Below are 24695 nucleotides of genomic sequence, written 5' to 3'. Positions count from 1 at the left end.
TCACCTGCCCGCCCACGCCCGCCCACCACCCCCGCGCCCCTGGGTCGCCGGACACTCTGACCGTCGATCATGAGGTTAATGGCTTGGGTAAACGCTTGCCGGGGCGGCAACCTCATGATCAACGCGGGTGGGGGGCGCGCGGCGGCCAGAGCGGTGCGAGCGATGTGCCGCCGGGGAGTGCGGGGTGGCGCAGGTGGGCGTGTTGGTGGAGGCGTGGCCGTGTATAGGACGCCTCAGCCGGTGCCTGAGGTCGTGGCGGGGACGTTGCTGCGGCTCGATCCGGGTGACTGGTCGTACGGCCGCGACCTGATCCCCGGCACTGCCGTGGCCGTCACCGTCACACAAATCCGGGACCTGCCGAATCGGGCGGACGAGTGGGTGTGGGTGCTCGGTCATCGGCCGGAGTGCGAGTACCCGCACGTCGACCGGCATCCGCCCTGCATGGAGGTGCGGGTCAAGGTCACCGCGCTGCATGGCCAAAGGCCGGCGAGGTGACCGGCACAGACGAGAGCGACCGGGATGTGGATCGCTTCGAGTCGGCGCGCAACACCGTGCGCCAGCACCGCGACGGGAGCACCTGCTTCCACTGTCAGGACGGCGGATGCGGGCAGCACACCTGGGCGGTCGAGGAACTCGGCCGTCATCCCGGCGGCCGGAAGCTCCTTCGGCGGCTCGGGTTTCCCATCGACGATTCGACCGAGGAGGGCCGGCCGCGGTGAACAGCACACCCCACGGCGACGACCATGCCCCACACCTGCGCGAGCATCCGGAGCCGGCCCGGCCGGTACGCGCCGTCGGCAGTGCCGCGATGCCGAGCGCCGTACGGCTCGCCGACGAGTTCTTCTACCTGGCGCACGACGACCAGACCGGCCGGTCGCGGCTGTTCGAGTCGGCGACAGCGTACGGTCTGGCCGCCGGGCTGCTGGCCGAGCTGTACGGCGAGGGTCGGGTCACCTTCGAGGGCCGGCGCCTGCGGGTGGTCAACACCTTCCCGCCGAGGGACTGGCTACAAAACCTCGTCCTCGATCGCCTGGTCGCGGAGCCGCGTCACACCGAGACCCGTACCTGGTTGGCGTACTTCGGCACGGACGCCTACCAGCAGGTGGCCACCCGGATGTGGCAGCTCGGGCTGCTCCGCCAGCAGCAGGTCGGTCGGCTGTGGCGACAGCGCACCGTCTACGTGCCGGCGGACATGAACACGGCCGCCTGGTCGTGGGCCCGGCTCTCCTTTCAACTGCGCAACCACCAACGCCTGAACGCCTTCGATGTTGCCCTCGCCGGTCTGGCGGTGCACACCCAGCTCGATCCGATCCTGCTCGACGGCACACCCCCGGCCGTGCGTGCCTTCCTGCGCCAGCAGGTCGAGCAGGCCCCGCCGCCGCTGCGGGACCTGCTGGCCGACCTCGGTGCCGTCGTCGGCAGCGCCGTACTGAGCCATCGCACCACCTGACCGTCCTGCATTCATCCCTTCTCGTCGAGAGAGAACCCATGTCCCACTCGAAACCCGACACCGTCTCCGCCGTCCTCGCGCGCGGGCGGCTCGGTATCCCGTCGGTGGTGTTCTTCGTGATCGCCGCCGCCGCGCCGCTGACCGTCGTCGCGGGCGGCGCGACCACCGGGTACGCGGTCACCGGGGTCACCGGCATCCCGGTGTCCTATCTGCTGGTGGCGGCCGTGCTGGCGTTGTTCGCGGTCGGCTATGTGGCCATGTCCCGCCGGATCGTCAACGCGGGCGCCTTCTACACCTACGTCACCCGAGGGCTCGGCCGCCCGGCCGGTGTCGGTGCCGCCATGGTCGCGCTGCTCGCCTACAACGCCATGCAGATCGGGCTCTACGGTGGGGCCGGCGCTGTCACCGCCCAGTTCCTCAACAACCGGTACGGCATCGGCCTGACCTGGTGGGTCTGCGCCCTCGCGGTGTGGGCGGTCGTCGCGGTGCTCGGCCCGTGCCACGTACATCGCGGTCGCCGTCACCGGCCTGCTGTACGGGCTCTCCGCCTGGGCGATGTCGGTGGCCACCGGCCCGGACCGCATCGTGGCGGCGGCCCGCGCCGACGGCACCGACCTGATCTTCAACCTGGTGTCGCCGTACCTGGCCGACAGCATCGTCACCGTCGCCCGGGTCCTCTTCATCACCTCGCTGTTCGCCGCGCTGCTCAGCTTCCACCACACCGTGGCCCGGTACCTGTTCGCGCTCGGCCGCGAACGGCTGCTGCCCGCCGTGTTCGGTCGCACCAGCCGGCGTACCGGCGCCCCGAAGGTCGGCTCCCTCGTCCAGAGGGGGCTCGCGTTCTGCGTGCTGGTCGGCTACGCCGTGGCCGGGGCCGATCCGATCGTGCACCTGTTCTTCTGGGTCACCGTCACCGGTGGGCTCGGGGTGCTGATCCTGATGACTGTCACCTCCGCCGCCGTGATCGGCTTCTTCGCCCGGATCACCCACCCCGAAGGACCCTGGCGGTCACTGATCGCACCGGGCCTGGCCACGGTCGCGCTGGGCGGGATCCTCACCGTGACGCTGCGGGAGTTCGCCACCCTGCTCGGCGTCGCGCCGGACTCGCCGCTGCGCTGGGCATTCCCCGCCGGGTACGCCGCCGTCGCGCTGCTCGGCATCGGGTGGGCGCTGGTCCTGCGCACCACAAACCCCGAGGTGTACGCCGCAGTCGGCCTGGGCGCGGACCGCGACACCGGACCCCTGCGCACCCCCGACACCCTCCGCCAACCCGCCTGACCAGGGAGAAGCCGTGACCGACCTGCTCGTCCGCCCCGCCGCCGAGGCCGACGCCGGGCCGCTGGTCGGCGTACTCGCCGAGGCGTTCCACGAAGGCCCCCTCGCCGACTGGCTCATTCCCGACCCGGTCGACCGGCGGACCGTCTACTACGAGTACTTCGCCGACGCCTTCCAGCACGGGCTGGAACACGGGCAGGTGTACACCACAGGCGACCAGACGGCCGTCGCGATCTGGTACCCCCGCCTCGAACCCACCCCGGTCGACACCCGCAGCCGACTGGCGACGTTGGAACACATCGCGGGCCCGTACGCCCCGAAGTTCGTGCTGCTGGAGGAGATGTTCGACGCCTTCCACCCGGACGACCCGCACCACTACCTCGCCTACCTGGCCGTCGCCCCGACCCGGCAGAACCGGGGCATCGGCGCCGCGCTGCTCGCCGACCAGCACCGTCGTCTCGACCAGCTCGGCCTGCCGGCGTACCTGGAGGCCAGCAACATGCGTAACCGGCGGCTCTACCTCCGCCTCGGCTACCACGCCGGCCCCACCATCGTGCTGCCCACGGAAGGCCCCGTGATCTGGCGGATGTGGCGCGGCGCCCCCACCAGCGGCGGCCGGAGCCCCTTCCCGCGCACCCGGCCACACCGGCGGTCCCTGTGACTACCGCCCACCATCCGTAGGCGAGGTCGTCGAGTCGGCCAGCGCTGAGCCGGTCCGGGGACTGATGCCGGTGATGGTCAGGTCGAGCAGGCGGGCGGCCTCGGCCGTCGGGTCGGGGTGGTGGGTGGTGGCCAGGGCGATGCCGGTGATCAGGGTCAGCAGGTCGTCGATCGTCACCCCCGGGGCGAGGGCCCCGGCGGCGGACGCGCGCCGGACCAGTGGCTCGCCCGCGGCGGTCAGTTGCGCGCAGGCGCAGTAGACGTGGGTGTCCTCGGGGGCGGCAGCCCGGTCGCGATTCAGTGCCTCGGCCAACCCGCTGATGGTGGCGGCGGAGGCGAGAACGGCCTTGAGCCACTCCAGCAGCGCGGCCCGGGGGTCGGCTCGGTCGGTCCGGTCGGCGGCGTGTGCCGCTAGGGCCTCGACGCGCTCGCGGAAGACCGCCGCCAGCAGGGCGTGGCGGCTGGGGAAGTGCCGCCGTACGGTGCCCGAGCCCACTCCGGCGACGCGGGCGATCTGCTCCAGGGAGGCGTCGGCGCCGTGTGCGGCGACCTCCTGCACCGCGACGGCGAGCAGGCGTGCGTAGTTGCGCCGCGCGTCGGCGCGCTGCGCAGCGGTCATGGGCTCACCTCCGAGGTTGCTAAGTGGCGGGGTCCGCCGTATCTTACCGGAGTAGAAACGGCGGGCCACGCCGTTTAGCGAGAGGGGTCTCATGTCCAACGAACCCGCACCCGTTCTGGTCGTCGGCGCCACCGGACGACAGGGCGGCGCGACCGTCCGCGCGTTGCGCACAGCGGGCGTACCCGTCCGAGCGTTGGTCCGTGACCCGGAGACCGACCGAGCGCGAGCCGTTGCCGCGCTCGGCGCCGACCTGCGGACCGGTGACCTCAACGATCGTGGCTCCCTGATCGCGGCCGCGGAGGGAGCCCGCGCGGTCTTCTCGGTCCAGATGCCCGAGCTGAAGGGGGAGTCCCTCGACTTCGACGGCGAGGTGACCCAGGCCGTCAACCTGATCGAGGCGGCGCTCGCCGCAGGTGTGCCACAGTTCGTGCACTCCTCGGTCTCCGGCGCCGGGCAGCACACCGAGGCCCCCGGCTGGCGCGAGGGCCGGTGGGCCGCCCTGAAGCCCTACTACGACGCCAAGACCGCCATCCAGGATCGGGTACGCACGGCCGGATTTCCACACTGGACCCTGATCAAGCCGGGGTGGTTCATGGAGAACTTCCTGCCCTCGATGGCCTATCTGCTTCCCCGGGGCGTCGAGGGCGGGCTGGTGACCGTGCTGCGGCCGGAGACCCGGCTGTCCCTGGTCGCGGTCGACGACATCGGTCGAGCGGCGGCGGCGGCCATCGCGGCACCGGAGCGCTTCCACCAGGTCGAACTGGAACTGGCCAGCGACTACCGGACGATGACGGAGATCGCCGAGGTCATGTCGCGCGCCCTGGGTGTGCCGCTGACCGCGCCGAGGATGACCGACGAAGAGGCGGTGGCGGCCGGTATGCCGGCGTTCGGGGCGGTTTCCCACCGCTTCGTGGAGGTGGCCGGGCAGCCCGCCCGCCCGCAGTTCGCCCGAGACCTGGGCATCCCGCTCACCTCCTTCGAGGAGTGGGCCGCGCAGTACCTGTCCCGCTGAGTCCGGCCGCGCGACGAGAAAGACCCGAGCCACGATCTGGGCCTCGACTTGGGCCTCGACTTGGGCCAGGACCCAGTCAGCCACGCCGCCGCGCAGGCCAGCGTGGCCAGTTGACCCGGTGATCGACTCCGTTACGCCGAAACGGCGGTATCCCGCCGCCCCGAACCCCGCCGTTTCGGCGAAACGGCGGGAGTCAGCGAAGCTCTACCAGAGGCGTCGGTACTGGCGGGGTCCTGTCGGTCCGGATACTGCCCGCCGCGACGACGCTCTGCGGGATAGCACAAACGGTTCAGCTCGACAGGTCCCACTCGCCCCAGTGGCGAGCCCGGCTGACCTGCACCGCGTGCCACTGGCGGGCTGTGGAGTCAGATCGCGTGGATCGTGATGAGGTCTTCGAGTCCGGCAAGGTCGTCGGCGTTGCGGGTGTACACGGCCGCGTCATGGGCGTGTGCCGTTGCCGCGATGAGCAGGTCCATCACCCTGGCTCGCGGCTGGCGGCCGGTCTCGACGACGCGTGCAGCCAAGCGTGCATAGCTGTCGGCGATCGCCTCGTCGATGGGCAGCGGATCAAATCGACGTTGAATGGCGCTCAACCGCGCCAACCGGAGCGCCCTCGCCTCAGCGGTTTTCGCGACCAGGACACCGAACTGAAGTTCGGCGAGGCTGGCGACGCTGATGGCCAGTTCCCCGGGTATCGGAGTCACATCATTGGCGATAAGGATGCTGGTGTCGAGGATGCCGCGACTCACCGCTCAACCCACGGATCGGTGACGGCGTCGTCGAGCAGGTCCCGATCACTTGCCCACCCCGGGTCTGTGGGTTGGTCGAAAACGCCGGCAAGGTCGTCCCACTCACGCCAGGTTCGAGGACTGACCGGGCCCAGCACGGCTGCCGGGCGCCCGGCGACGGTGATCGTCACCCGTTCGCCCCCCTGCGCGCGACGAACCAGTTCGCTTGCGTTCTGCCGCATCTCCCGCAGCCCAACCTCGTACATACACCCAACGTAGCACATGTGCTACCTGTTGTCGGTGCGTCCCAAGCGCAGGGCCCGGGATGCCGAGGAATGCGTGCTGGACACTAGCGACCATCTACCCGGGCGGGCCCGCGCGGCATGTCGGCCAGCGGGGAGTTGATCAGATCATCTTCCAGCGCTTGCGGGGCGGACGGACGGTCACCTCGCCGAAGACGGCGCGGCAGCGCACCTCGACGATCGGAGCGCCCGGGGCGACCGGACCGCTCAATTTGGACCTCTTCTCGCCGAAGACCGCCGAGCCGGTGATCCGGACGTCCGTGCCCTCCGGCACCACGATGGTGACACTGCCGAAGATGGCGTTCGCCTCGATGGTGGTCACCTGCCGGGGCAACCGGGCCTCGTGCAACTCGATCCGACAGTCACCGAAGACGGCCCGGGCGTCGATGTGTTCCGGCACCGGCCAGGCGCCCTTGCGCACCTCGCTACCGAAGACCGCGAGCAGCTTCTCCGTCACCGGGGCGAGCGCCCCGCCGGGGCGGGCGGGGGAGCGGCTGGGGGCGTTCGGCAGGTCCGTGGTCAGCCGGGCCAGCTCACCCCGGGTCTGCGCGGCGTGGGCGGCGCCGACCCGATCGGTGTACTCGTCCAGGGTGAGTCGGCCCTCGGCCGTGGCCTTGCCGAGCAGTTCCACGACCTCCTCCCGTTCCCGGTCGGAGACGCGCAGTCGGTCATCGTCGTCGTGCCGTTCCCACTCCACGCACCGAGCCTACTGGTGCCCCGCACCGACCTGGGCAGCCGATGGTCCGGGCTTGCCCTGCCCCACAGGCTGCGGGCCGGAGCCGGTCGTCGCGATCCGTTTGCGCCCTCAGCTCGACAGGGCTCGGCGACCACCTGTCGCCCTCCGGCCCACCACTGCGGGCGCGGGCCGGAGAGCGGGACGACAGAGCTAGCAGGCGGCCGTGCCGACGAGCAGATTGCCGTGCGGGATGGCGATCGGCTGCCGGGGGGCCGGCAGGTCGACGGCGGCGGGACGGCGGGCCTGTGCCGGGGTGTGCGCCCGGCGGGCCACCGCGTAGGTCTCGGCGGTACGGGCGGCGATGGTGGCCCAGCCGTACCGCTGACCGACCATGCTGCGGGCCTGCCGGGCCACCCGGCGGGCGAACACCTCGTCGCCGATGAGTCGATCGACCGCGTCGGCCAGCGCCGGTGGGTCGCTGTGCGGGAAGGTCACCCCGGTGACACCCGGCTCGACGATCTCGGCCAGACCGCCGGTACGGGCCACGGCAAGTGGCGCGCCGGCCGCCGCCGCCTCCAGGGCCACCATCCCGAACGGCTCGTAGAGACTCGGTACGACGGTCGCGTCCGTGGCCCCGAGCACCGCCGGCAGTTGGGTGTTGTTCAGGAACCCGGCGAAGCGGACGGTCCCGCCGAGCCCGAGCTGCCGGGTCCGCTCCTCCAACTCGCCCCGGTAGGGCCCGTCACCGGCGATCAGCACCCGCAGCCCCGGGTGTCGGTCCCGCAGCTGCGGCACGGCGTCCACCAGGTGCTGCACGCCCTTCTCGTACACCAGTCGTCCGGCGTACCCGATCAACGGGCCGTCGCCGGCGAAGCGGGCGCGGGCCGAGGCGACCGCGCGAGGGCGGGCCCGCCAGGCCCGGTCGTCGACGCCGTTGGGCACCACCGCCACCTTCTCCTGTGGCACCTCGAACAGGGTGGTGACCTGGTCGCGCATGTACCCGGAGCAGGCGATCAGCCGGGTGGAGGCGGTGCTGAGCCAGTGCTCGACACCGTGGATGGTGCGGTTCATTTCCTCGGGCAGCCAGCCCTGGTGCCGCCCGGCCTCGGTGGCGTGCATCGTGGTCACCAGCGGCAGGCGCAGGTGCTCGGCCAACGTGATCGCGGTGTGCGCGACCAGCCAGTCGTGGGCGTGGATGACGTCGAATTCGCCGGTGGCGGCGGCGTGCAGGGCGGTGCGGGTCAGGGTGTGGTTGAACGCCATCGTCCAGGCCAGCAGCGATCCGGTGGCCAGCGGGAAGGTGACCGGGTCCTCGGCGGCCCGCAGGATGCGTACCCCGTCGCGGTGTTCGGACAGCGGCGCCCCCGCGGCGTGGCGGGTGACGACGGTGACCTCGTGGCCGGCGGCGGCCAGGGCCACCGACAGAGCGTGCACGTGCCGACCGAGGCCACCGACCAGGACCGGCGGATACTCCCAGGACAACATCAGGACCCGCTGCGGACGTACGGGGTTGATGTCGATCACGTCGGCGTCCGGTGACATACGCGCCCCCTTTGAGTTGTCTCTCCGCCCAGGACCAATCCTGCTGGCAGCTGGATAACCAGCGGAGACATCCCGATTGCGGGGCTGTAAAGCCCGTCGGTACTCCCGGTCTCGTCACCGGGAACGGACGCGAGGCGACATTGCGCCCACCTCTGCGACAGGCGTAGCACCAGCCGGTCTGCACCTCCCGCAACTGTCTGATGACCTGCCACGGCCTGGTTCGTAGGTTCTAACCGGACGCAGCACTGAGGGGCTCATGGCTCGTGCGCCAGAACCGGCGTGCGGTGGTCGGCACCCGGTGCCTGGAAGGAGAAGCATGCGAACCACGAGGCGATGGTGGGGCAGTGCGGTGGCGGTCGCGATGACCGCGGCCATCCTGCCGGTGACCCCCGCGCTAGCCCAGCCCGCGCAGGCGAACCAGTTGGTCATCGCGGACGGCGTCACCCAGCCGGTCTTCGGCTACGCCGACGCGATCCGCGAACGGATCTTCGTCACCTCCGATGTCGACACCGACTCCAACGGTGAGCTCGATGTCGTGGCGATGGACATCATCCGGCCGAAGGCCAGCGACCAGGGCCTGCGGGTGCCGGTGGTCATGGACGCCAGCCCCTACTACTCGACGGTCTGCCGCGGCAACGAGACCGAGTGCAAGGCCGACCTGGACGGCGACGGCCTGCTCGACCAGTGGCCGCTGTTCTACGACAACTACTTCGTGCCGCGTGGCTACGCGGTCGTGCTGCTCGACATGATCGGCACCAACAACTCGACCGGCTGCCCGGTCACCGGCGGTCTCGGGGACAACATCAGCGCCCCGACCGCGATCGACTGGCTCAACGGCCGCCGCAAGGGTGTCGACGCCGACGGCAACGAGGTCGTCGCCAACTGGCACAACGGCAAGTCCGGCATGATCGGCAAGTCGTACGACGGCACCCTGGCCAACGCCGCCGCCGCCACCGGCGTCGAGGGCCTGTCCACCATCGTGCCGATCTCGGCCATCTCCAGCTGGTACGACTACTCGCGTAGCAACGGTCTGGTGACCCGGGCGAACAACTACTCGGGCAGCCTGTCCAACACCGTCACCAACCCGAACCGTCGGGCGTACTGTGCCCCGGTGCGGACCCAGCTCGGCGTGGGCGCCGACGACGCCACCGGTGACTACAGCGACTTCTGGGCCGAGCGGGACTACGTGCCGCACGCCGACAAGGTCAAGGCCAGCGTCCTGCTGGTGCACGGCATCAACGACGACAACGTGCGGGCCGACCACTTCAGCAAGTGGTGGTACGCCCTGGCCGAGAACAACGTGCCGCGCAAGCTGTGGCTGACCGGCACCGGTCACATCGACCCGTTCGACTTCCGTCGCGCGGAGTGGGTGGACACCCTGCACCGCTGGTTCGACTTCTGGCTCCAGGGCATCGACAACGGCATCATGCGTGAGCCGATGGTCGACCTGGAGCGGCTGCCGGACGTCTGGGAGACCCACGCCAACTGGCCGATCCCCAAGTCCCAGCCGACCCAGATCTGGCTGCGCCCCGGCACCAACGGCGACCCCGGCGACATCTCGGTGAAGCCCGGCCCCGGCAACAAGAAGGCCACCTTCACCGACACCCCGTCGATGAGCCAGGCCAACGCGATCCGGCACCCCTCGGACCCGGCGGCTAACAAGAACAACCGGCTGGTCTTCCTGTCCGAGCCGCTGAAGGCGCCGCTGCACATCTCCGGCACCCCGATCGTGCGGATCAAGGCCTCGGTCAACGGCGAGGACACCAGCTTCGCCGGTCTGCTCGTCGACTACGGCACCCGGCAGCGCTTCAGCACCTCCGGTGACGGCGTCCGCACCGTGACCACCGAGGACTGCTGGGGCGAGTCGGCCAACTTCGGTGGGCACAACGAGGAGGCCTGCTACCGCCAGGTCGTCAAGAACGTGGCCAGCAACCCGCAGGAGTTGGTCACCAAGGGCATCTACGACGGGCTGAACCTCGACTCGCTCTACACCTCGACCCCGCTGGTGCCGGGTGAGAAGAACGCCGTCGACATCCCGCTGCAGCCCGAGGACTACGTCTTCGAGGCCGGCCACCAGATCGGTGTGGTCCTGCTCGGCTCGTACTCCGGCTACAGCAGCCGGGCCAAGCAGACCCGCGCCGAGATCACGGTGCACTTCGACAGCACCCGGATCACCCTGCCGATCGTCGGTGGCCGCCAGGCCGCCGTGGCAGCCGGTCTGAACTGATCGAACGGTGGGACGCCCGTGCGGGCGTCCCACCGAACCTACCTCCTCAGGGGCGCTACGGGCCCGTCGGTGCGTGTCACCGGCGGGCCCGCAGCAGTTCCGCCACCGACCAGGCCTGGAAGGGGCAACCGGTGGCGGTGTGCGGGGCCGAGCCGTCGGCGGTCTCGCTGACCGAGCCGAGGCCGTACTCGCTCAGGTGCGCCTCCAGACCGGTGAACAGCTCATCCACCGACAGACCGGCCCGGCGGCTGGCATCGGCGTACGGACCGATCAGCCACGGCCAGACGGTGCCCTGGTGGTAGGCGCTGTCCCGCTCGGCCGGCCCGCCCCGGTGCCCCCCGGTGAAGCCGGGGGAGTCCGGGGAGAGGCTGCGCAGACCCAGGGGGGTGAGCAGCCCCGCACCGACCAGAGCCACCGCCTGCGGGTCCGGCCGCAACGGCGCGTTCGGCAACGACCAGGCCAGCAGCTGGTTGGGTCGCAGCAGGTCGTCGTCGTGGACGGCCGCACCCCCCAGGGGGTACGCGGGCGCGGGCGCGTCGACCACGTCGTGCAGCCAACCGGCCGGAGCGGGGAAGCGCTGCCGGAACGACTCGACCGCCTGCTCGTGCAGCCGGTGCAGCCCGTCGGCGTCCTGCCCGGCCAACTCGGTCAGCTCCGCGACCCCGGCCACCCCGTTGATCCACAGGGCGTTGACCTCGACCGGTTTGCCGTGCCGGGGGGTCACCGGCACCCCGTACACCCGGGCGTCCATCCAGGTCAGGGCGGCCCCGGGGGCCCCGGAGGTGAGCAGCCCGTCGGCCGGGTCGACGGCGATGCCGTACCGGGTGCCGGTCAGGTGGGCGTCGATGACCCCACGCAGCGCCGGCAGCAGTTCGTCCCCCAGATCGGTGTCACCGGTGACGGTGACGTGTCGGCTGACCGCGTGCAGGAACCACAGGGTGCCGTCCACGGTGTTGTACTCCACCCGGCCGGTGTCGGCCGTGTTCGCCAGCATCCCCTCCGACAGGGTCCCCGCGTAGGTGCGCAGCAGCTCCCGGCCCAGGTCAGCGCGGCCGGTGCAGAGGAACAACCCCTCGTAGGAGATCATCGTGTCCCGGGACCAGGCGCCGAACCAGGGGTACCCGGCGACCACCTCCACCGGCGAGTCGTTCGTACGCACGACGAAGGCGTCGGCGGCCAACGCCAGGGTGGCCTCGACATCGTCGGCCGGCTTGGCCGCCGCCACCACCTCCCGGTTGCGTCGCCGGGCCGCCGCGACCACCTCGACGGCGGGTGGCGGTTCCGGGGCGGGGTCCTGGGCCCAGGCCAGCACGGACACCGTGTCGCCGGGGCGGCGCAGCAGGTCGCGGAACTGGCCCGCGTACCACAGGTCCTCCTCCGGATGCAGGCCCCGGGCGGCCTCCTCCCGGTGGTAGGCGCCCCGCCACCAGTGGCCCTGCGGGGTCCAGCCCGGCCCGGACAGCCGGTACGCCCCCTCGATCACCGCCCCACCCTCGACCGGATCCATTCGCAGTGCCGGCCCGTCCGCCCGCCGCTCGCCGTGCGCGTCGCGCCAGGTGCAGGCGGCGGCCAACTCCAGCTCGACCGGCCCGCCACTGACCAGCCGGTGTACCACCGCCACACAGGAGCGGCCGGGCAGCATGGCCAGCTCCCGCTCGATCACCACCTCGCCGATCCGCCACCGCCACCGGGGCAGCCCGTCGGTCAGGTCGAACCCCTCCAGCAACTCGAATCCCCGCGGGTCCACGTCGCCGGAGGCCCACTCGTGGGCACCCAGGCGTACCCGGGCCCCGGAGGGCAGCACCACGGCCGGATCGAGACTGGCCAGTCCCACCTTGCGGGAGGCCGGGGTTTCTCCCGGTACCACCAACAGCCCGTGATAGCGGCGGGTACGCAGTCCGGCGACCGTGCCCATCGCGTATCCGCCGAGGCCGTCGGCCACCAGCCACTCCCGACTGGCGGCGCTGGTCAGCTCACCGCAGACCTGGGTACCGAAACGAATTTCGATCAACTTTCCTCCACCGGCGGCGAGGTGTAACACGGCACGACGACAATGGTCGCTGTGGTGAAGTACCCCAGCGGCATCGAAGATGTAAAGGTGATCATTGACGGTTCGCCCTCCGCCCCCGACGCCGAACGAGTCCGGCTGGCCCAGGCCGATGCCGGTGAGCAGGACTGGCGGGCATGGGGTCCCTATCTGTCCGAACGGGCCTGGGGGACGGTACGGGAGGACTACAGCGAGCACGGCACAGCCTGGGACTACTTCCCCCACGACCACGCGCGGTCCCGAGCCTACCGGTGGTCCGAGGACGGCATGGCGGGCGTCTGCGACGACCGGCAGACCTTCTGCTTCGCCCTGGCGCTGTGGAACGGGCGCGATCCGATCATCAAGGAGCGGATGTTCGGTCTCGGTGGCGACGGGGGCAACCACGGCGAGGACGTCAAGGAGTACTGGTGGTACGAGGACTCCACCCCGACCCACTCCTGGATGCGCTGGCGCTACCACTACCCCCAGGCCGCCTTCCCGTACGACGAACTCGTCGCGGTCAACGGCCTGCGCGGCCGGGACGACACCGAGTACGAGCTGGTCGACACCGGCATCTTCGACGACGACCGGTACTGGGCGGTGACGGTCGACTACGCCAAGGCCGGCCCGACGGATCTGTGCATCGTGGTGACCGTGGCCAACCGGGGGGCGGAGCCGGAGCGGCTGCACGTACTGCCGCACCTGTGGTTCCGCAACACCTGGGGCTGGGGGCTGCCCGGCACGGACGAGCGGGTGCCCCGCCTGGTCGGGCAGGGGAGTCGGCTGGTCGGCGACCACTGGGTGCTCGGGCAGATCGTGCTGGAAGGAGACGGTGAGCCGACGCCGCTGCTGTGCGACAACGACAGCAACGCCGAGCGGCTCTGGGGGCTGCCCAGCCGCACCCCGTACCCGAAGGACGGCATCAACGACCACGTGGTGAACGGGGCGGACACGGTCAACCCGGAGCTGACCGGCACCAAGGGGGCCCTGCACTACGTACTGGAGGTGCCGGCCGGGGCGCAGCGACAGATCCGGCTGCGGCTGACCCGTACCGCTCCGCCGCCCGGCGACGGCGACCCGCCCCCGGCCGACCTGGGTGACGGCTTCGAGACCGTGGTGTGGGCCCGGCGGGCCGAGGCGAACCACTTCTTCGCCGGATTGATCCCCGAGCAGGCCAGCGCCGACGAGGCCGCCATCGCCCGGCAGGCCATCGCCGGGCTGATGTGGGGCAAGCAGTTCTACCACTTCGACGTCAAACGGTGGTTGGAGGGCGACCCGGGCTCCACCCCACCGGCCGGGCGCCGGCACGGGCGCAACAGCGCCTGGTGGCACATGACCAGCTTCGACGTCATCTCCATGCCGGACCCCTGGGAATACCCCTGGTACGCGGCCTGGGACCTGGCCTTCCACTGCGTGAGCATCGCCCGGGTAGACCCCGGCTTCGCCAAGGAGCAACTGCTGCTCCTGCTGCGCGAGTGGTACCTGCACCCCAACGGCCAGATCCCGGCGTACGAGTGGGCCTTCGGGGACGTCAACCCGCCGGTGCACGCCTGGGCGGCCCTGAAGGTGTTCGAGATCGACGGCAGCCGGGACCACGACTTCCTGGCCCGGATGATGCACAAGCTGCTGATGAACTTCACCTGGTGGGTCAACCGCAAGGACACCGGCGGCAACAACGTCTTCGAGGGCGGCTTCCTGGGGCTGGACAACGTCGGCCCCTTCGACCGGTCGGCGGCCCTGCCGGTGGCCGGGGTGCTGGAGCAGTCCGACGGCACCGGCTGGATGGCGATGTACGCCCTCAACCTGCTCGACATCGCCATCGTGCTGGCCGAGCACGACCGGACCTGGGTGGACACCGCCACGAAGTTCTTCGAACACTTCGCGTACATCGCCGCAGCCGCGTACGACCAGGGACTGTGGGACGAGGAGGACGCCTTCTTCTACGACGTGCTGCGACTGGCCGACGGCACCAAGGTCCCGCTGAAGGTCCGCTCGGTGGTCGGGCTGCTGCCACTGGCCGCGGTGACCCGGCTGCCCGCGCGCACCCTGCACCGGCTGCCCGAACTGGGTGCCCGGCTGCGCTGGTTCCTGACCAACCGCCCCGAGTACGCCTCGGTGATCGGCGCCCGCCGGATCGGCCCGGACGGCCGCCAGCAGCGACTGCTGTCCATGTGCGGCCCGGAGCAGATCGTCCGGCTGCTCGCCCGGATGCTGGACACCGAGGAGTTCCTCTCCGAGTACGGCCTGCGTACCCTCTCCCGCGCCCACCTGGACAAGCCGTTCACGGTCACCCTCGGCGGCCAGGAGTTCTCCGTCGGCTACGAGCCGGCCGAGTCGACCAGCGGCCTGTTCGGCGGCAACTCCAACTGGCGCGGCCCGATCTGGATGCCGACGAACTTCCTGCTGATCAGCGCGTTGCGCGACCACGCGGCCTTCTTCGGCGACGACCTCCAGGTCGAGTACCCGACCCGCTCCGGAGTGAAGAAGACCCTCGACGAGATCGCCGACGACCTCTCCGCCCGGCTGATCGCCCTGTTCACCCGCGACGACTGGGGACGCCGGCCGATCTACGGGGCGGCGCAGCTGTTCCAGACCCACCCGGACTGGCGGGACCTGATCGCCTTCCCGGAGTACTTCCACGGCGACAACGGCGCCGGCCTGGGCGCCTGGCACCAGACCGGCTGGACCGCCCTGGTAGCCGACCTGATCCTCACCCTCCGCCGCTGACCCGCCCGGCACCGGCCCGCTCGCCGAGCTCGTTGATCACGGAAGACGGGGGACGGGCGGGGTGGGAGAGGGAGGGTGGGGTTATTGGGTCGTGGGGGAGGGGTGGGGGTGCTTAGAGTCGCGGGGTGACTGGTGAGGTGACCGGGGTCGAGCCGGGGCGGGTGCTGGTGTTCGACGCCGACGACACGCTGTGGGAGAACAATGTCGTCTTCGAGCGGGTGATCGACGACTTTCTGGCCTGGCTCGATCATCCGACGCTGGACCGGGTGCAGATCCGGGCCGTGCTGGATGACATCGAGCGGGCCAACGCGGTCGCCCACGGGTACGGCAGCAAGGTTTTCCTGCGGAGTCTGCGGGAGTGCCTGGAGCGGCTGCGGGAGCGACCGGCCACCATGGCGGAGCAGCGCGAGATCGACGAGTTGGCGATGGCGTTGGTGAACCACCAGGTCGAGTTGATGCCCGGGGTGGCCGCCGCCCTGGACGAGTTGGCCGGCCGCCACGAACTGTTGTTGCTGACCAAGGGCGAACGGGAGGAGCAGCAGCGCAAGCTGGACGCCTGCGGGCTGCTGCACCATTTCTCGGCCGCCCACATCGTGTCGGAGAAGAACGCCGACACCTACCGGTGGCTGGGCCGGGAACACGGGATCGACCCGGGACGGGCCTGGATGATCGGCAACTCGCCGCGCTCGGACATCCTGCCGGCCCGCGCCGCCGGGTGGCGTGCCGTGTTCATCCCGAACGACAACACCTGGGTGTTGGAGCACGACGAACTGGACCCGGCGGACGAGGGGGTACTGCACCTGCGGGCCTTCCCGGAACTGCTGCACCACTTCTGAGGTACGGCCCGATTTCGATCAGCGCTGGCGGCCTGCGTGCTGTTACCACCTCCGGCGGCTTTTGCACCCTGCTGGTAATCGTCGAATCGGGCGGGCCCGGGCCGCCCTCGGCCCACCTAATCTCCCCTGCGGTGTCGCGATTCGCCAGGGGTCGGTCGCGGCACCGAAGTTCGGTGTGGGCACCGTGGAGCTGAGTGCGGGCGTGCCGCCCGTTGCCCTGGTGACGGTCGATGGGCCGGACCGGGGCATTGGTCGGTCGCTGCCACGCCGAGCTTGGGGTCAGGGCCGGGGCGTGCGGAACCGGTCCTGACCCGACCCGGGCCCGCGGCGTGGACTTCGTGTCCCGTCGATGCCCTTTAGCCTGGTCGGATGTCGCGCCCCGCTCGGTTCCTGGTGGCAGCCGCCGTGCTGATCGGATGGACGGCTGCCGGCCTTGTCCTGACCCTGGTCGTCCTGGATGCCGGCAAATATGAGGGATATCGGCCCGAACTGGCCGAGCTGACGACGGCGGCGAAGCTGCTGGCGATCGGCACCGCTGTCGCGGCGGGCCACCTCTGCGTCGTACGCGATGGGCGGGTGCCGGGTCTGCGCGGTGCTCTGCTGCGGGTGCTCGTGGTCGCCGTCGGGACGGCGACGCTGTTCCTCGTCGGCAACATCCTGCTCTACCGGTACGTGGTTCCGCTCGGCGCGAGCCTCGACCTGGCCCGAACCTGGGCGCCGACCGTGGGGTGGACGACGCTGGCCGGCGCCCTCGGTGTCGGTGCGGGGGTGGCATGGCTGGTCACCAGGGGGCCGGCCGACCTCGGAGCACCCGGGAGCTGGGTACGCCGCTGGTGGGTGGTGGCCGGCCTGATCGGACTGGCCGGCCTGTTCGTGGTGCCGGAGTTCGTCCGGGTCGGCGCCGAACTGTCCGTCGTGCGGTTCGTGCCGGCCGATGCCGTGGCGGTCGGTCACGGCCAGGGGGTCGCCGTACGACTGAGCGAAGGGCGACACGCCGTCTACCGCTCGTACGAGCCGAATGCGTCGGCACGCCAGTGCACGATCGTCGATCAAAAGGGCGACGAGCTTGCGTTCTCCGAACCCGCGGTGCCGTTCACCGACAACAGCGACAGCATCGTGACCCTCCTGCTGGGCACCTTCGAGGTGCCGGAGGGCGGGCCGGTCTTCGTGACCTGCCACGCCGCCGGGTACGTCGATCACCAGGTCGCCGGGCTACCTGAGGCCCGCGGTCCGCTGCCGCAGCTGGTGTACGGACCGGCCGCCCTGGTGAGCGGGATCGGGATACTTCCGGGGGTACTGGTCGCCGCCGGCCTACTCACCTGTCGCTGGCGCCACCGGCGGACCGGGGCGGTGTCGCCGGGCTGATTCGGGTGGCGGCACCGCGCAAGACCGTCTGTCGGACCCCTCGTCTAGCGTGGTCACACATCGATCCGACGGGGGAGTCATGACCACTCTGAAGAACCGTCCGCACACCGCCTTACTCGTCATCGACGTGCAGAACGGAGTGGTCGCCACGGCGACCCGACGGGACGAGGTCGTGGCCAACATCGCCGTCCTGATCGACAGGGCACGTCAGAAAGGCGTGCCGGTGGTGTGGGTCCAGCATTCCGACAAGGGGCTGGCCCGGGGCAGCGAGGACTGGCGCATCGTCCCGGAGCTGACCCGGGACGACACCGAGCCACTCGTGGAGAAGAACTACGCCGACTCCTTCGAGGCGACCGACCTGGAGACCGTCCTGGTCGGGCTCGGGGTCGGCCGGCTAGTGGTCAGCGGGGCGCAGACCGACGTGTGCATCCGCTCCACCCTGCACGGGGCGTTCGTGCGGGGCTACGACGCGACCCTGGTCAGCGACGCGCACACCACGGAGGACCTCACCGCCTGGGGTGCGCCCCCGCCGGAGCAGGTCATCGCCCACACCAACCTGTACTGGGCGCACCATTCCGCCCCGGGCCGCACCGCCGGCACGGTCACCACGGCCGAGGCCACCTTCGCCACCGCACCCTGAACCTCGGCAGCCCGGCGCCGACGGGTCCGCAAAGGTTCGTTCCGGCCACAGCCACCCCGCTGGCCGGGCGCGGTCGTCTCAGGGGTTCTCGCCCCGCACGATGGCTACCGCGACCCGGCAGAACTCGTCCATGTCGGGTTGGAAACCGGCGGCGATGTCGGGGTGCAGCCCGACTCGGGTCTCGTCCAGCAGTCGTTGGCAGACCAACTCGACCGGCTCCCCGGCGTACTGGCCACGGACCCGGTCGATTGCTGCCTGAAGCGCCGAGGTCAGCTGCTGCTCCAGCGGCCCGCGCAGCTTCTCCTGCACCGGGTCACGGGGTTCCAGCGTGACATGTGGCTCCGACATCGGCGCTCCCTTCGTCGGCGGCTGCGGTACCCCACCGCAGCCGTCGGTCAAACCGCCTCTGGTATGGCCGCGACCCGTACCTGATACGAGAATTCCTCGGCGGGTTCCTCGGCGTACGACAGTCGGCGGATCTGCTTGTCGTCGTCGTAGACGGCGACATCGACCAGGACCCCGAGGTGGGCCAGCCCGATATTGGCGACCCGCTTCTTGTCCTGCAACACCGCGCACACCCCGCCCAGCAGGGTGCTCGCGTCGGAGGTACGACGCCCGGGTGGACAGCGCAGGGTCAGGTCCACCTCGATCGGGCCGGACAGTGAAGTCCAGCCGGTACGCTGCGCCGCCTCGCAGGCAGCCTGGAGCAGCGCGCGTACCCTGGTCGCCTGCCGGTGCCCGGCGGCGAAGATGGACAACGCCTCGGTTTTGACCGGTGGCAGGCCGCTCACCTCGAAGGTCAGGGCGAGAGTGCGGGTGTCCTGCACCACGACGGCACCTCCTCGTTGGAGATGATCCTGCCCAATCGGAGCGGCGGTGCGCTGTTCCCGGGAGAACCAACCGATCGGGCGGATCGGGGTCGGCCGGTGGCGTATCGACGGCGACGGCGTACGCGCTGACGGCGATGCGCGTTCAACGCTAGTGGGTCAGACAACTCCGGGGAAGATGTCCCCTGCCGGCGTGGCGAGGCGACACCTTCCCCGAAGTTGCCCGAGATCGCGAAAGCAGGTCAGCGGCGGCCGCGTTTGATCTCGTGGAAGGACGGCATGCGCATCAGGGGGACCATGTTGTCCCAGAGGGTCAGGGCGTCCTCGGTGCCGGGCACCTCGGTCAGGATCGGGCCGTGGATGCCCCGGTCGGCGCCGGGGACCATGAGCACCGGTGAGCCGATGTCCGGACCGGCGGAGGCGTACGCCTCCGCGTGGGAGGCGTGGACGGCCTCGTCCCAGCGTTCGTCGTCCAGGGCGGCGGCCATGTCGTCTAGCCCGGCCGCCTCGACGGCCGATTCCACCAGCTTGCCGCTCGGCGGATTGCCGGCGTCGTGGGTGCGGGTGCCCAACTCGGTGTAGAACCGGCCGGCGTCGGCGTGGCGGCCCTCGGCCCGCAGCGCCTCTACCAGCCGCAACGCCCGACCGGAGGCGGCCACCGCGTCGGCGTACTCCGGGGGGATGTTGCCGCCGCTGAGGATGCTCAGGCTGAAGGCCCGCCACTCGATGCTCAGGCCACGTGTCTCGGCGACGGCCACCAGCCAGCGGGAGGTTCGCCAGGTCCACGGGCAGGCAGGGTCGAAGAAGAAGGTCGCATCCATCGCCCGAGGGTAGCGCCGGGCGGTACGGGCACTCCTCGGGTGTGATCTGAGCCACCGAGGCGCCTGTCGATGTCGGCTCACCTGGGTCAGGTTTCGTGCCTGCGCAGGTCGGGCAGTGTTGCTGCCACGACACGTGGGGTCCGGAAACCAGCAGGTCACAGGCCCTGATCGTCTCGCCGTGCGCCGGGGCACGGGATCCTCCCCGGATGTTGGCCCACCTAGGAGGAGGGGGAGGGGGATGCCGACATGAATGACCCGGACGAGGGCCGGCGCCGACCCCGCGTATGTATGGCGGCGGCTGCCGCGGCGCTGACGGTGATGGCGCCGCTGGCGGCCTGTGCCGCAGGCGACGACACCGGCGTACCCGTGATCAATCTTTACTATCCGCCGGAGCAGAACCTGCAGCAGGTGGTGGACCGGTGCAACACCGAGGCCGCCGGGTGGTACCGGATCGTCAACCGGGTGCTGCCCCGGGAGGCCGACGAGCAGCGGGTGCAGTTGGTCCGGCGGCTCGCCGCCTCCGACGACGGCATGGACGTGCTCGGTCTGGACGTGACCTGGACCCAGGAGTTCGCCGGCGCGAAATGGATCCTGGAGTGGACCGGATCCGACCGCGCCGAGGTGGAGGAGGGCACCCTGGAGGGCCCGCTGGAGACCGCGCGGTACGAGGACAAGCTCTACGGGGCGCCGAAGAACACGAATGTGCAGCTGCTGTGGTACCGCAAGGACCTGGTGCCGGAGCCGCCGACCAGCTGGGACGAGATGATCTCGACGGCGCAGCAGCTCAAGGAACAGGGCAAGCCGCACCAGGTGCTCACCATGGGGGCCCAGTACGAGGGCCTGGTGGTGCTCTACAACACCCTGGTGGCCAGTGCCGGCGGCAACCTGCTCAACGAGGACGGCACCGAGGCCGTGGTCGACGAGGGTGCCGTGCGGGCCCTGGAGGTGCTGCGTACCTTCGCCACCTCGGGGGTGGCCTCGCCGTCGTTCAGCAACGCCACCGAGGATCCGGTGCGGCTGGAGTTCCAGTCCGGCTCCGGGGCGTTCCAGGTGAACTGGCCGTTCGTCTACCCGGCGATGCAGGAGGCCAACCCGCAGCTCGCCGAGCAGGTCGGTTGGGCCCGGGTGCCCGGGGTCGACGGGAACACCCCGGCTCGGGTGACCATCGGCGGGGTCAACCTGGCCGTCAGCCGCTACTCCAAGCATCCTGAGGAGTCCTTCGACGCGGCCAAGTGCCTGCGCAACGCGGAGAACCAGAAGTTCTCCGCGATCAACGACGGGGTGCCGCCGACCATCGAGAGCGTCTACGACGACCCGGAGATGGACGAGGCGTACCCGATGAAGGAGACCATCCTCGAACAGCTGCGGGATCCGGCCGTACGGCCGCTGACCCCGGCGTACCAGAGCATCTCCACGGTGACCTCGGCGATCCTGTCGCCGCCGGCGGCGATCGACCCGCAGACCACCGCCGACGAGCTGCGCGAGGCGATCGCCGACGCCCTGGAGTCGAAGGGGGTCCTGCCATGAGCCGGCGACACCACACGGGGGTGCGGGCATGAGCGTCAACGCCACCCCGGCGGGCGCGGAGGTGGCCGCCGACGGGACCGACACCCGCACCGAGGGTCGGAACGCCGCGGTCCCCGCGCAGCGGAACAACCGGCGGCGCAAGGCGCCGCTGAGTGAGAACAAGCGGGCCGAGCGCCGGCTGGGTCTGCTGCTGTGCGCCCCGGCCGCGCTGGTCATGATCGCGGTGACCGCCTACCCGATCCTCTACTCGGTGTGGCTGTCCTTGCAGCGCTACGACCTGCGGTTCCCCGCCGAGCGGGAGTTCGTCGGTCTGCAGAACTACGTCACCGTGCTGACCAACGAGTTCTGGTGGACGGCCTTCGGGGTGACCATGCTGATCACGGTGGTCACCGTGGCCGTGGAACTGGTGCTCGGCATGGGGCTGGCCCTGATCATGCACCGTACGCTCGTCGGTCGCGGCATCGTGCGGACCTCGGCCCTGATCCCGTACGGCATCGTCACGGTCGTCGCCGCGTTCTCCTGGCGGTACGCCTGGACCCCCGGCACCGGCTACCTGGCCAACCTCTTCTCCGACGGGGCGCCGTTGACCGAGCGGGCCAGCTCGCTGGCGATCATCATGCTGGCGGAGATCTGGAAGACCACACCCTTCATGGCGTTGCTGCTGATGGCGGGCCTGGCCCTGGTGCCGGAGGACCTGCTCAAGGCGGCCTCCACGGACGGAGCCACCGCCTGGCAGCGGTTCACCAAGGTGATGCTGCCGGTGATGAAGCCGGCCATCCTGGTCGCGCTGCTGTTCCGCACCCTGGACGCCTTCCGGGTCTTCGACAACATCTACGTGCTGACCTCCGGGGCCAACGACACCTCCTCGGTGTCGATGATCGCCTACAACAACCTGATCCGGGGGCTCAACCTCGGCATCGGCTCCACCATGTCGGTGCTGATCTTCATCACGGTGGCGATCATCGCGTTCATCTTCGTGAAGTTGTTCGGTACCGCTGCCCCCGGCAGCGACGACGGGGAGAGGCGTTGACATGGCTGACACCACCGCCCGCCGCGCCAAGCTGCAATGGGGCCTGCTGAACGCCGTAGTGGTCGTCTTCGCCCTGATCCCGGTGCTGTGGATCATGTCGCTGTCGTTCAAGACCCCGGCCACCCTCACCGACGGGAAGTTCATTCCCCGGGAGTGGACCCTGGACAACTACCGCAACATCTTCGGCACCGACCAGTTCGTCCGGGCACTGGTCAACTCGATCGGCATCGCGATGATCGCGACCGTGATCGCCGTGGTGCTCGGCGCGATGGCCGCGTACGCGATCTCCCGGCTGGACTTCCCCGGCAAGCGGCTGCTGGTCGGGGTCTCCCTGCTGATCGCGATGTTCCCCCAGGTGTCGCTGGTCTCGCCGCTGTTCGAGATCGAGCGGCAGTTGGGTCTCTTCGACACCTGGCCCGGCCTGATCCTGCCGTACATCACCTTCGCGTTGCCGCTGGCGATCTACACCCTGTCGGCCTTCTTCAAGCAGATCCCCTGGGACCTGGAGAAGGCGGCCAAGATGGACGGCGCCACCCAGGCCCAGGCCTTCCGGCGGGTGATCGCCCCGCTGGCCGCGCCGGGGCTGTTCACCACGGCCATCCTGGTCTTCATCTTCTGCTGGAACGACTTCCTGTTCGCCATCTCGCTGACCTCCACCGAGCGGTCCCGCACGGTGCCGGTGGCGCTGTCGTTCTTCACCGGCGCCTCGCAGTTCGAGGACCCGACCGGGGCCATCTGCGCCGCCGCCGTGGTGATCACCGTACCGATCATCCTGTTCGTCCTCTTCTTCCAGCGCCGCATCGTCTCCGGCCTGACCTCCGGCGCCGTCAAGGGATAGGTGGGTTCTCATGGCTGACATCGTGCTCGACAAGGTGAGCAAGAAGTTCCCGGACGGCACCACGGCGGTGCGGGACGTCGACCTGGAGATCGCCGACGGCGAGTTCGTGATCCTGGTCGGCCCCTCCGGCTGCGGCAAGTCCACCACCCTCAACATGATCGCCGGGCTGGAGGACATCAGCTCCGGTGAACTGCGCATCGACGGGCAGCGGGTGAACGACAAGGCGCCCCGGGATCGGGACATCGCGATGGTCTTCCAGTCCTACGCGCTGTACCCGAACATGACCGTGCGGGAGAACATGGCCTTTCCGCTGCGGCTGGCCAAGCTGGATCGCGCCACCATCGACCAGAAGGTGGACGAGGCCGCCAAGGTCCTGGAGCTGACCTCCCTGCTGGACCGCAAGCCGGCCAACCTCTCCGGTGGCCAGCGGCAGCGGGTGGCGATGGGCCGGGCCATCGTGCGTCAACCCAAGGCCTTCCTGATGGACGAGCCACTGTCCAACCTGGACGCCAAGCTGCGGGTGCAGATGCGTACCGTGGTGTCCCGGCTGCAGAAGAAGCTCGGCACCACCACGGTCTACGTCACCCACGACCAGACCGAGGCGATGACCCTCGGCGACCGGGTAGTGATCATGCGGGGTGGGGCGGTCCAGCAGGTCGGCCCGCCGCAGGAGCTGTACGACCACCCGAACAACCTCTTCGTGGCCGGTTTCATCGGCTCGCCGTCGATGAACTTCCTGCCCGCGACCCTCGAGGAGGGCCGGCTGCGTACGGCCCTGGGTGACCTGCCGATCGGCGACCGGATCCGCCGGGAGCTCTCCGAGGCGGATGCCCCGCGTGAGCTGATCCTCGGCATCCGCCCCGAACACTTCGAAGACGCCGAACTGGTCGACGAGCAGAGCCGCGACCGGGGCATGGAGTTCAGCGCCCCGGTGGACATCGTCGAGTCGATGGGCTCGGACAAGTACGTCTACCTGACCGTCGAAGGGGGCCGGGCCACCGCCGCCGAGCTGGAGGAGTTGGCCGCCGACGCCGGTGCCGCCGACTTCGCCGGTGCCGGCTCCAACCTGGTCACCCGGCTGTCGGCCGAGTCCACCGTGACCGAGGGGGAGGACCGGCGCATCTGGTTCAACCTGGAAAAACTGCACCTGTTCGACCCCGCCAACGGCCGCAACCTGACCCTGCCCGACTGAATGTAAGGAAGGGCACCTTATTAACTCCTGCGGTAGAGGAAGGGCCCCTTGTTAACAGCGCCCATGGCGGGCCTACGGACGCCGCCGCCCGCGCCCGGCGACGGGGATGTCGCCAGCGTGGGCGGCGGCGCTGGTGCGATGATGCGGCCGTGAGTTCCACGGCCTCGGCTCCCGGTGAATCCGTCCCCTCGACCCCCGGCGGGTACGTCGGTGTGCGGCGTGCCTACGACACCGTGGCGCAGGACTACGCCGCCCACCTTGCGGCGGTCGGACTACGCGAGATGGGCCGGATGGTACGACCTGCCCGGACCGCCGAGCGGGACGATCAAGCTGCCCTGCTGGCCTCGGCCGGGCCGACCTGACCCGGCGGAGCCG

General features: G+C 70.3%; 24 protein-coding genes and 1 pseudogene. 16 read left to right on the top strand and 9 right to left on the bottom strand.

Annotation, left to right across the window (positions count from 1 at the left end):
* The first annotated feature begins 240 nt into the window (after positions 1-240).
* The 5 genes and pseudogenes from ABZ795_RS16795 to ABZ795_RS16775 all read left to right on the top strand — a co-directional run bounded on the left by ABZ795_RS16795 (position 241) and on the right by ABZ795_RS16775 (position 3386).
* On the top strand, positions 241-495 hold the full coding sequence (locus ABZ795_RS16795; protein WP_357530995.1) for a hypothetical protein: 255 nt from the start codon (positions 241-243) through the stop codon (positions 493-495).
* Complete coding sequence (locus ABZ795_RS16790) at positions 492-719, top strand: hypothetical protein (RefSeq protein WP_357530994.1); 228 nt, start codon at positions 492-494, stop codon at positions 717-719. The genes ABZ795_RS16795 and ABZ795_RS16790 overlap by 4 nt, the downstream gene beginning before the upstream one ends.
* A complete protein-coding gene (locus ABZ795_RS16785; protein ID WP_357530993.1) occupies positions 716-1450 on the top strand; it encodes a GPP34 family phosphoprotein in 735 nt (244 codons plus the stop codon). The genes ABZ795_RS16790 and ABZ795_RS16785 overlap by 4 nt, the downstream gene beginning before the upstream one ends.
* A 38-nt stretch (positions 1451-1488) precedes the next feature.
* A pseudogene (locus ABZ795_RS16780) lies at positions 1489-2728 on the top strand (amino acid permease).
* 13 nt (positions 2729-2741) lie between these two features.
* Entirely contained in the window at positions 2742-3386 is a 645-nt protein-coding gene (locus tag ABZ795_RS16775; RefSeq protein WP_357530992.1) for a GNAT family N-acetyltransferase, read from the top strand.
* Here ABZ795_RS16775 and ABZ795_RS16770 read toward each other — a convergent pair whose 3' ends face one another.
* Complete coding sequence (locus tag ABZ795_RS16770) at positions 3387-4004, bottom strand: TetR/AcrR family transcriptional regulator (protein WP_357530991.1); 618 nt, start codon at positions 4002-4004, stop codon at positions 3387-3389.
* Between the two features lie 91 nt (positions 4005-4095).
* On the opposite strand from ABZ795_RS16770, the gene ABZ795_RS16765 reads away from it, so the two are divergent.
* Complete coding sequence (locus tag ABZ795_RS16765) at positions 4096-5016, top strand: NmrA/HSCARG family protein (RefSeq protein ID WP_357530990.1); 921 nt, start codon at positions 4096-4098, stop codon at positions 5014-5016.
* Positions 5017-5381: 365 nt separating this feature from the next.
* Here the strand turns inward: ABZ795_RS16765 and ABZ795_RS16760 are convergent, their stop codons facing one another.
* From ABZ795_RS16760 to ABZ795_RS16745, 4 genes are all read right to left on the bottom strand, one after another.
* Positions 5382-5765: a PIN domain-containing protein gene (locus tag ABZ795_RS16760; RefSeq protein ID WP_357530989.1), complete on the bottom strand. Its 384-nt coding sequence runs from the start codon at positions 5763-5765 to the stop codon at positions 5382-5384.
* The gene (locus tag ABZ795_RS16755) at positions 5762-6010 is read right to left on the bottom strand and encodes a type II toxin-antitoxin system prevent-host-death family antitoxin (RefSeq protein ID WP_357530988.1); all 249 of its coding nucleotides are present in this window, start codon (positions 6008-6010) and stop codon (positions 5762-5764) included. The genes ABZ795_RS16760 and ABZ795_RS16755 overlap by 4 nt, the downstream gene beginning before the upstream one ends.
* 139 nt (positions 6011-6149) lie before the next feature.
* The gene (locus ABZ795_RS16750) at positions 6150-6743 is read right to left on the bottom strand and encodes a DUF1707 domain-containing protein (protein WP_357530987.1); all 594 of its coding nucleotides are present in this window, start codon (positions 6741-6743) and stop codon (positions 6150-6152) included.
* A gap of 189 nt (positions 6744-6932) precedes the next feature.
* A complete protein-coding gene (locus ABZ795_RS16745; RefSeq protein ID WP_357530986.1) occupies positions 6933-8264 on the bottom strand; it encodes a glycosyltransferase family 4 protein in 1332 nt (443 codons plus the stop codon).
* A 316-nt stretch (positions 8265-8580) separates the two neighbouring features.
* Here ABZ795_RS16745 and ABZ795_RS16740 point away from each other — a divergent pair, with 316 nt between their 5' ends.
* On the top strand, positions 8581-10491 hold the full coding sequence (locus ABZ795_RS16740; protein ID WP_327025118.1) for a Xaa-Pro dipeptidyl-peptidase: 1911 nt from the start codon (positions 8581-8583) through the stop codon (positions 10489-10491).
* Positions 10492-10567: 76 nt separating this feature from the next.
* Here ABZ795_RS16740 and ABZ795_RS16735 read toward each other — a convergent pair whose 3' ends face one another.
* Positions 10568-12502 (bottom strand): amylo-alpha-1,6-glucosidase, encoded by a 1935-nt coding sequence (locus ABZ795_RS16735; RefSeq protein ID WP_357530985.1) that lies wholly within the window; start codon positions 12500-12502, stop codon positions 10568-10570.
* Positions 12503-12544: 42 nt separating this feature from the next.
* On the opposite strand from ABZ795_RS16735, the gene ABZ795_RS16730 reads away from it, so the two are divergent.
* The 4 genes from ABZ795_RS16730 (at position 12545) to ABZ795_RS16715 (ending at position 18085) form a co-directional block, all read left to right on the top strand.
* Positions 12545-15244 (top strand): glucosidase, encoded by a 2700-nt coding sequence (locus ABZ795_RS16730; protein WP_357530984.1) that lies wholly within the window; start codon positions 12545-12547, stop codon positions 15242-15244.
* A gap of 161 nt (positions 15245-15405) precedes the next feature.
* A complete protein-coding gene (locus tag ABZ795_RS16725; RefSeq protein ID WP_327027059.1) occupies positions 15406-16080 on the top strand; it encodes an HAD family hydrolase in 675 nt (224 codons plus the stop codon).
* A 369-nt stretch (positions 16081-16449) separates the two neighbouring features.
* A complete protein-coding gene (locus tag ABZ795_RS16720) occupies positions 16450-17445 on the top strand; it encodes a hypothetical protein (protein WP_357530983.1) in 996 nt (331 codons plus the stop codon).
* 79 nt (positions 17446-17524) lie between these two features.
* Positions 17525-18085: a cysteine hydrolase family protein gene (locus ABZ795_RS16715; protein ID WP_357530982.1), complete on the top strand. Its 561-nt coding sequence runs from the start codon at positions 17525-17527 to the stop codon at positions 18083-18085.
* 78 nt (positions 18086-18163) lie between these two features.
* On the opposite strand, the gene ABZ795_RS16710 is transcribed toward ABZ795_RS16715, so the two are convergent.
* From ABZ795_RS16710 to ABZ795_RS16700, 3 genes are all read right to left on the bottom strand, one after another.
* The gene (locus ABZ795_RS16710; RefSeq protein WP_357530981.1) at positions 18164-18433 is read right to left on the bottom strand and encodes a hypothetical protein; all 270 of its coding nucleotides are present in this window, start codon (positions 18431-18433) and stop codon (positions 18164-18166) included.
* A 47-nt stretch (positions 18434-18480) separates the two neighbouring features.
* Positions 18481-18912 (bottom strand): hypothetical protein, encoded by a 432-nt coding sequence (locus tag ABZ795_RS16705; protein ID WP_357531023.1) that lies wholly within the window; start codon positions 18910-18912, stop codon positions 18481-18483.
* Positions 18913-19154: 242 nt separating this feature from the next.
* Positions 19155-19733, bottom strand: coding sequence for a DsbA family protein (locus ABZ795_RS16700; protein ID WP_357530980.1), 579 nt, complete (start codon positions 19731-19733; stop codon positions 19155-19157).
* Positions 19734-19979: 246 nt separating this feature from the next.
* Here ABZ795_RS16700 and ABZ795_RS16695 point away from each other — a divergent pair, with 246 nt between their 5' ends.
* The 5 genes from ABZ795_RS16695 (at position 19980) to ABZ795_RS16675 (ending at position 24682) form a co-directional block, all read left to right on the top strand.
* Positions 19980-21260, top strand: a complete 1281-nt coding sequence (locus ABZ795_RS16695; protein WP_357530979.1) for an ABC transporter substrate-binding protein — start codon at positions 19980-19982, stop codon at positions 21258-21260.
* Between the two features lie 28 nt (positions 21261-21288).
* Complete coding sequence (locus ABZ795_RS16690) at positions 21289-22290, top strand: sugar ABC transporter permease (protein ID WP_357530978.1); 1002 nt, start codon at positions 21289-21291, stop codon at positions 22288-22290.
* Between the two features lies 1 nt (position 22291).
* Complete coding sequence (locus tag ABZ795_RS16685) at positions 22292-23128, top strand: carbohydrate ABC transporter permease (protein WP_327025127.1); 837 nt, start codon at positions 22292-22294, stop codon at positions 23126-23128.
* Positions 23129-23138: 10 nt separating this feature from the next.
* Positions 23139-24320, top strand: a complete 1182-nt coding sequence (ugpC, locus tag ABZ795_RS16680; protein WP_357530977.1) for a sn-glycerol-3-phosphate ABC transporter ATP-binding protein UgpC — start codon at positions 23139-23141, stop codon at positions 24318-24320.
* 149 nt (positions 24321-24469) lie between these two features.
* A complete protein-coding gene (locus tag ABZ795_RS16675; protein WP_357530976.1) occupies positions 24470-24682 on the top strand; it encodes a hypothetical protein in 213 nt (70 codons plus the stop codon).
* The last annotated feature ends 13 nt before the right edge of the window (positions 24683-24695 follow it).

The sequence above is a fragment of the Micromonospora sp. NPDC047134 genome (genome assembly GCF_040643455.1).
Taxonomy (GTDB): Bacteria; Actinomycetota; Actinomycetes; order Mycobacteriales; family Micromonosporaceae; genus Micromonospora.
This window is presented reverse-complemented; position numbering and strand designations above follow the sequence as displayed.